This is a genomic window from Paenibacillus rhizoryzae (assembly GCF_059686995.1).
The window spans coordinates 375,411-383,381 of the sequence record NZ_JCAALT010000007.1; the positions used below are offsets into that span (position 1 = coordinate 375,411).

Below are 7,971 nucleotides of genomic sequence, written 5' to 3' on the forward strand. Positions count from 1 at the left end.
TCTAAAATTTCCTCCATATCTAATGTATTTTAGGTGTGGTCTGACACCCCTTTTCCCTTTTGCTCGCTCGCATCACCTCCACGATACCATGTGCACATTCTTGTAAAAGCGCATTCGTCAACAATCGACAAAATGTTAGCGCTTTCACGAAACCGTGCAAAAACGAAATCTCGCTTCTTTGTTCACCCTGTAATCATTTTCTTGAACATTACTTTCTATAATGTGGACTAGTCTTATCATACGAGTGTTGAAATAGAGTTTCTATGAGGTAATCTTCTCCTTACGAGGGCATTATTGTCCTGATGAAACAGACTTTGATAAAAAAAAACGGATCCAGGTTTCATGACTTGGATCCGTTTAGATTACGTGTAGGGTAAAGCATATTGATACAAGTGACCTTCTGGAAGGAATAGAGGAGAGTCAGGATCGTCTTGGAAAGCGCCATGGATTTTATTCTCGCCTTCATTAGCTACGATTACATAGATCGTTGCCTCTCCCCTCTCTTTAACCCAATCTCCTACCTTTAAGGTGGAGGAATCGGGGTCGGTAACAGCTATGTTTATGAATTCATCTGTCCAAGTTTCCCCTTGATCCCTGCTAACTATTAATAATCGCATACGCGGCTCGTGACGACGGTCATTTATGTAGGAGAACACTGCGTCCAGAATGACTTGCGCATCACTTTTGTCTATTTCGTAACGATTACTGAGAGCCGCCCTCCGTTTTTGCCTGCGTACTTTCCTTCTATCTAGCTTGTCTTTACTCATCTCAGTCTCAACTCCAATACATTCAAAGTTGCCAGTAAAGTCGACGGTCCATTTACTAGCAACATAAATGACACCATTTGAAGACCGCATGAGATACCATTCCGTGTTTTTAGAAATAGACGTATATCGCCCAAGCAAACACTCCTACGCCCGCGACGCATGCCCAAAAAAGACAATAAGTCCTCCGAAACGAAGGATTGGCGAACGCAGTTCGTAACATCATCTCGTTCACGATGATAAGGATGAGTCCGACAAGCGAATATCCTCCCCAAATTTTTAGCAGCGTAAAAGCTGACTCGCCGGTATCGTTGAATAAAAATGAGAGGGCGAGTAACAGCAGCGCGCCGAGTGTTGCGAGCGCTAATAAAGCGCGAGTAACGTATGCCAGCAATTTCATGTTTTCCTCCACAGCCGATAAGTATTTTAAAGATACATCTAACATGCTTGGAATCCAAAAGCCATATCCCCGAATATCGAATGTTTTGCTATACCCTATAACGCAACTGAATAAGGTTTTGTTCCAGTATTGCCTTGTTTACGCGCCTCTCCTAGTCGGCTGCTTTGGTTTATTAAATCGTTCATTCCAGGGATCACAGGTGGTTTAACATGCAATTTACCATAGTGCTCTGTATACTTGAGGTAATGGGAATGGCAGAAACAGCCAAAAGCATGTTTGTTAATTTACCGGTAAAAGACCTGAAGAAATCTATGGCGTTTTTCACCGCGGTAGGCTTTGAATTCAACCCAAACTTTACTGACGACAATGCAGCTTGCATGATGATCGGAGAAAACATCTACTCCATGTTGTTGGTTGAAGCGTATTTCAAGACCTTCACCAAGAAAGAGATTTCCGATGCATCCAAAACGACCGAAGTCTTAGTTGCATTAATGGTCGAGAGCCGCGAAAAAGTGGACAAGTTAGTTGACAGCGCGATTGCAGCTGGTGGCCATATTGCAAACGACACACAGGATCTCGGCTTTATGTATCAAAGAAGCTTCCTGGACCTAGACGGCCATCAATGGGAAATCGGCTTTATGGATGAAAGTGCGATTCCGCAGGAGTAAGGAATTTCGGTTGTCCTTGCGGCATAAATATTCCCCGTTAGCGCAACACAACAGGCCACCGATTAATCGGTGGCCTGTTCTTTCATTTACGGCTTAGGATGCGGCCCAAGACGAGTTCGCTTGTACAGCATCATCCATATTTGCGCGGCGATGAAGATCGAGGAATACGTTCCGCATATAAGACCGAACAGCAGGCAGAGCGAGAACAGCCTTATGCTTTCCCCGCCCATAACGAACAAAGCCAATGCGGCGAAGAAAACAGTAAGTACCGTGAAGACGGAACGCCGCATCGTCTGCCACAAACTTGCGTTTACGAGCTGTTCCAGCTGCTCCGCGGTCGTGGGCCGTTCCTTCCTCATATTGCTGCGGATCCGGTCGAAAATAACGATCGTATCGTTGAGTGAATACCCGATAATCGTCAAAAGCGCCGCGATGAAGGTAAGATCGATCTCCAGCCCGAATACGGAGAACAGTGCGATTGGAATTAAAATATCATGGGCGAGGGCGATGATGCATCCGATGCCGTACAAATAATGAAATCGAAGTGCCGTATACAGCACAATCGCTCCGGCAGCCATCATAACGGCGTAACCAGCCTTCTTCACCGTTTCGCCGGCAACGATGGGATCGACCGTCGATTCCTGTCCGGACACCTGCTCCCCATACAGCTGCCGCAGCTTGTACTCGATCGATTCGAGCTGGGAGGGAGACAACACGCTGCCGAACGTCGTAACAGCAGAGGAACCGCTGCCGTTGCCCGCCTTGACGATGGGCTTCATGTCAACGGACGGAACGACATCGTGAATTACCGCCGCGATGTCCGCTGGTTCAAACGGTGCTCCAATCTCCAGCTCCAGTCTTGTCCCCGACTTGAAATCCACTCCGAGCTCCAGCCCTCTGACTAGTATCGCCGCCAATCCCAGTACCAGAATAAACGCGGAGAGGCTTAAATATCGCTTTCTGCGTTTGACGAGATTCGGATACCGCGCGGTATTATCGGATTTGCCGCCGACAATGCGCACGCCGAACCAGCCGATGCTGCGGAGCGCCTCTCCTCTAAGCAGCAGCCACAGGAACAGCCTCGAACCGTATACATTAGTGAGCAGACTGACGACGATTGTCATTGTCAGTACGATCGCAAAGCCTTTTACGGAGCCGTCACCGAAAATCATTAAAATAAGAGCGGCAATGAGCGTCGTCACATGCGCGTCGACAATCGTAGCCATCGAAGCACGCGCGCCGATGCGACTGGCGGAGCGCAAGCTTTTTCCTTCCCGCAGCTCTTCTCTGATCTTCTCGTAAGTAATAATGTTCGCATCGACCGCCATGCCGATGGCCAGCACGAAGCCGGCGATACCGGACAATGTCAGCGACGCGTTCATCCAATCGAGTGCAACTAGGCCGATGTAGGCGAAGCAGGCGATAGTCAAATTGGCTACCATCCCCGCGAGCCGGTAAACCGCAGCCATAAAGACGACAATCGCCGCGACCGCAATGCCGCCCGCAAGCAGCGTGTGATGCAGCGCCTCCTCTCCGAGCCCGGGCGAGATCGTATCGACCTGCAGCTCGACTAGGCGGGCGGGAAGCGATCCGGCGTTCAACAAGTCCTTCAGCTCGACTGAAGAGTCCTGATCGCCGCTTGTTATGGCGGAGACTCCGTCTCCGACAACAGCTTGTACGACAGCTTCCGATACAACTTTGTCGTCCATCAGAAACGTAAGCGTTTTGCCCAGATTGTCCTGCGTAACCTGCTTCAGCTTCGCCGGGTCCTTGAATTTGACAATGACCTCCGGCCGATTCAGTGAATCAAACCCCGTATTCGCGCCGTTTGGCAGCAAATCGCCGCCGTTCAGCACGACGCGGCCCTGGTCGTCTTTAACGCTGAGATAGGCCGGCTGGCCGATCAGCTCCCTCAGCTTCGTCTGGTCGGCGTCGCCGGCGATCCGGACGCGGATCCGATCAGCACCTTCGATTGTTAGCTCCGGCTCGGACACCTTCGTAATATTGACGCGCTTCTCGATCATCCGCTCTGTCGCGAGCAGCAGCGGCTTCGTCACTTGCTGTTTGGAATCGATAGGCTTTACTTGATAGAGGATGTCGAAGCCGCCCTTAAGATCGAGGCCCAGCTTTAAATTTCCGACGATATTCGGAAGCGTCGATGTGATCAATGCCAGCACGAAAAGAACCGTCAGTATAAACGGCAGCAAGCTTTTTAATGTTTTGGACAATTCAAATACTCCCTTTCATTCTATAAAATCATAGATGAACAGAGAGCAAGCTCGTATATCGGGATTGAAAACGAACGGGGTTGAGTACATAGAGCCGTTTGAGGATTTGCACGGGAGAACGGAAATAGAACCTAAGCCTGACCTTGGGGGAAGAGGAGGATACTAAAAGGAGAAGAAAAACAAAGGAGAAGAAAACCTGCGACACATGTTGGCCATTCTTGGCTGCGCCAACTTCGATCGCGCCGAAGCCGTAATCGTCGCCGCCTGCGGTAAATGCCGGACCGGACGCATAATTGTAATCCGAGGAGGAATCGGCATGCAGCAGCGGACATAAACAAGCAATGAGCAGAATTGCGACTGCGAACGCAATATGGAACCATTTTCTCATCGTAACACCTCCCTTCCGCATAGCGGGATTATAGCATATTTTCTTTCAGAAGATAAGGAATGTGGGATTTGTCACCATTTATTGGGTTGTAATCGTAACCACTGCAGATTCTTCGTACTCTTTATTATCCTGTACCCATTTAAGGATGTATTCGTGAGTGAATTTCTTATCCTGGAAATGAACATTGCTAATTGTAAACCCTTTCGTATGTGGTTGAATCGAGCTGGTCGAAACTGTCAAACTACCCTTAAGCGTAAGTGACGGACTAAATGCTATTGAATCTCCTAAATAATCAAATTCAATGCTATATTCTCTCATTTGACTATTTGGTGTTATTGAAACTTTCCAGTGGTCAGGAGTTTTAGATAACGACCATTCAAATTGCGTTACAGGCTGTACACTTTCTTTGGAAGCGTACTCTTGTATAGCCTTCTCTTTACTCTCGCATCCACCAATAAGCAAGACTGCCAAACTCAGTGTGAGCGATACGATTACTTTGTACATTAGATTCGCTCTCCTCAATGATCGTTCCGCCCATAGATTGGGAAACTCATTCACACGAGTAACTCTCATGGAAAAACCCTTTAAACGGGATATCGTCTTCCAGGCATTTTATGAGAAACGACAGTTCCTCATCACACTCCGGCTCCTCGCCATTATTCTGCATCGTTTCAAATGCATCCATAATATTTTCCATGAGCGTTATGTTGATGAATAAGGGTAATCTATCCAACATCGTATTATCGATCTTAGTCTCCGATCTGTATCCTTCAAGGACTGTTTTGAAATAATCATCCATAAACTTTTTGCGTTTGTCCGCGTCCGCTTCAGCTGCTATCCAGCCCATTCCGCTTGTCCAGAGATCTGCTAGGTCATACATATACCAACCGAAACATGAATTATCGAAATCATATACGGTTATTTGTCCTGTATCGAATTCGATCGAATAATTCCCATCGTTGTAGTCAAAATGGATCATACCGAAAGACTCACGGTTTCTTTCCAATGCTTCTAAGGTTTTAAGGAGTTGTACCAGCTTCTCCTTGAGCAAAGAAAACGTAGCTGGTATCCGTTTATTGATCGTTTCGACGTTGAATTTATCACTAAAACTATACCGGCGATGGACTGGAGTATATGCTTTCGATAACTGGTGAAGTTTCCCCAAGACTTTGCCACAATTATAATAATATTCGGTAATCGGAACGCCTTCCCGGTACCGATAGTTATTGTCCACTAGCCTTTTTCCTTTGGCCTTTTTAAACAAGCAAATATAATAATTATGCTGATTATGAGCGATCTCTTCCAGCAGATTCCCTTTCCCAGAGCTGACAACATCCGAAACACTTCCGCCATGCTCGAATAAATACCTGACATACTCAAGCTCTCCCAGAAAATCTTCCCGGGTTCTGTCATTTAACAAAGCGATTCTAACAATTATAGAATCGTTGCCCTCTTTCTCACAGGTATAAACGACATTACGCCCTCCGTCATGCGCATTAACCAACTTGACTTCATAACCTTCTAATCCGTATAACTCTGATACTATTGGAAGTAAATATGCATCGCTGACTTTAATAACCTCGTTAATATTTATAATATCTCCTCCAGTCAAAACATGTCCTTAACAGCAAATTCTTTTATCCCTGTTCCTTCAAGTGTAAGCTCTTTGACTACCGAGAACTGGCCTTTCAAACTGAATTGATATCCAGTCTAGATTATTCGCGCAATTATATTCAATCCCTTTTTTAGGGACGATGTCATATTCTAACCTGTATGTAGAAAAAGGCGCCCTTATGGGCGCCTCGATTTATTCTTATATTGCTTCCGTATATCGTTTGAAACTATCCAAAATCGCTTGCCAACCCGCCTGTTGGAATTCAACGGGGTGAGTGCTCTCGGGGTCGAAGATTTCAACGACCTTAGTGGCCTCGCCTTGATCGACGAACGCAATATCCACACTCCGTCCATCTCCCAATGTGTAGGCAATCGTCTCATGCAGCTTCACTTCGTCGTAAATTCCGCTAAAATCAAAACCCATGCTGCCATCCTTCGCTTCCATCCTTGTCAGGAATTTGCCGCCGACCCGCAAGTCGTTCTCCGCTCTTGGCGCATGCCATTCCTCGGAAGGTTGATTCCACTTCGTAATGTGGTCAGGCTCGGTCCAATAGTTCCATACTTTTGCTACAGGGGCTTGAACGACGGTCTCTACGGTTACTTTCGTTGGATTGCTTGTTTCCATTGTGTAGGACACCTCTTTACGGGAATTTTGTTTCTCACTAATATAGACGAATGCCAATCTCCGAATTCATCGGTCAATTTGTTCCGGAAGCCCTAATCGGGAAAATAATTTTGCATTTATGAAATTTTGAACATGGACTATCCGATTATCTTTCACTTCAATCACGTGAATGCCCCAAGGCACCAGGACGGATGCCTCCTTACCCGGCACATACTGCGCCAGAGCGGGATAACCGCCATTCACTGTAGTTGGCAAAAATTTAGACCCCTCGCAATGCCAGCGCGTAATCGCAAAAAACGCGGACAAATCTTCTTGCCCGCTTATCCACATGGCGAAAGGCGGCATGGACATACAACCTTCCTCATGGAACAACGACACAAGCGCATGGATATCGAATTGCTCAAACGCTTCCACATACCGCGAGAGAAGATTCTGATCGGGATTGACATCCATCTTACTAAATTGGTCGGAGCGAAGCCGCGTTCGTTCCATCGTCTCCCTGGCTCGTTGCACGGCGCTGTTCGCCGCTGCCGGCGACATTCCCAACGTATCCGAAATTTGTTTCGAAGACCATTCAAAGACATCCTTAAGAATAAGAACCGCTCGTTGACGGGGCGGCAAGGTTTGCAAGAGTGCGATAAAACAGAGCTGAAGGGTATCCTTGCGAACAAGAGCATCTTCCGGATTTTCTCCGAATTCGGGTGAGGGCCAAATCCAGGACGAATCCGGCAGCGTTTCGTTTGGTTCGACAATTTTGACCGCCGGGTCGGACAGGTCAACGGGAAGCGTACGGCGCTTCGCTTGCCTCAGCTTGTCCAGGCATAAGTTCGACGCGATGCGGTAGATCCATGTTTTAATGGATGAGTCCTGTCTGAATCGATCCCAGCTCTGCCATGCCCGAATATAGGTTTCCTGTACAGCATCGTCCGCATCATCAATGCATCCCAACATTCGATAACAATATGAGGTTAACCCCGGCTTGTAGCTCTCAAATAACTTTATATCAAAAGCGGTATCGTTCATCTTCGCCCCCCTAGGTCTCTCTTCTTGAAACGCACTCCTTCCATCATATTCGAATCATTCGGCAGCCACAAGGCGAAACGGCTACGCCGTCCTTTGGCAGCGGGGCGCGTTTCGTACCAAGAACAAAAAGAGACCCGCAGCAACGTGAAGTGCACCCCTTATAGTGGACATTGGAAAAACACCCTAGTGTTTAACCGATGAAAACTATAGGGGGTGCTTTTTGTATGGCAAGAAAGGGGCAACGACTTCAGACATATAGCT

8 protein-coding genes and 1 pseudogene are annotated in these 7,971 nt (G+C 47.2%); 1 reads left to right on the forward strand and 8 read right to left on the reverse strand.

Translation table 11 applies throughout. The features are described from left to right. Positions 1-362: 362 nt before the first annotated feature. Both AC6ESO_RS22425 and AC6ESO_RS22430 read right to left on the reverse strand, forming a co-directional pair. On the reverse strand, positions 363-767 hold the full coding sequence (locus AC6ESO_RS22425; RefSeq protein ID WP_497093342.1) for a hypothetical protein: 405 nt from the start codon (positions 765-767) through the stop codon (positions 363-365). A 109-nt stretch (positions 768-876) separates the two neighbouring features. Further along, positions 877-1,164, reverse strand: coding sequence for a hypothetical protein (locus AC6ESO_RS22430; protein ID WP_497093343.1), 288 nt, complete (start codon positions 1,162-1,164; stop codon positions 877-879). Positions 1,165-1,415: 251 nt separating this feature from the next. On the opposite strand from AC6ESO_RS22430, the gene AC6ESO_RS22435 reads away from it, so the two are divergent. Then, positions 1,416-1,832, forward strand: coding sequence for a VOC family protein (locus tag AC6ESO_RS22435; RefSeq protein WP_497093360.1), 417 nt, complete (start codon positions 1,416-1,418; stop codon positions 1,830-1,832). Between the two features lie 86 nt (positions 1,833-1,918). On the opposite strand, the gene secF is transcribed toward AC6ESO_RS22435, so the two are convergent. The 6 genes and pseudogenes from secF to AC6ESO_RS22465 form a co-directional block, all read right to left on the reverse strand. Further along, on the reverse strand, positions 1,919-4,060 hold the full coding sequence (gene secF, locus AC6ESO_RS22440; protein WP_497093344.1) for a protein translocase subunit SecF: 2,142 nt from the start codon (positions 4,058-4,060) through the stop codon (positions 1,919-1,921). A gap of 28 nt (positions 4,061-4,088) precedes the next feature. Next, entirely contained in the window at positions 4,089-4,448 is a 360-nt protein-coding gene (locus AC6ESO_RS22445) for a hypothetical protein (protein ID WP_497093345.1), read from the reverse strand. 78 nt (positions 4,449-4,526) lie between these two features. Next, positions 4,527-4,952, reverse strand: a complete 426-nt coding sequence (locus AC6ESO_RS22450; protein ID WP_497093346.1) for a hypothetical protein — start codon at positions 4,950-4,952, stop codon at positions 4,527-4,529. 46 nt (positions 4,953-4,998) lie between these two features. Next, positions 4,999-6,060: a phosphotransferase enzyme family protein gene (locus tag AC6ESO_RS22455; RefSeq protein WP_497093347.1), complete on the reverse strand. Its 1,062-nt coding sequence runs from the start codon at positions 6,058-6,060 to the stop codon at positions 4,999-5,001. Between the two features lie 201 nt (positions 6,061-6,261). Next, positions 6,262-6,687, reverse strand: a complete 426-nt coding sequence (locus tag AC6ESO_RS22460) for an SRPBCC family protein (RefSeq protein ID WP_497093348.1) — start codon at positions 6,685-6,687, stop codon at positions 6,262-6,264. Positions 6,688-6,753: 66 nt separating this feature from the next. Continuing rightward, positions 6,754-7,713: pseudogene (locus AC6ESO_RS22465) on the reverse strand (sigma-70 family RNA polymerase sigma factor); the annotation flags it as partial. Positions 7,714-7,971 lie beyond the last annotated feature (258 nt).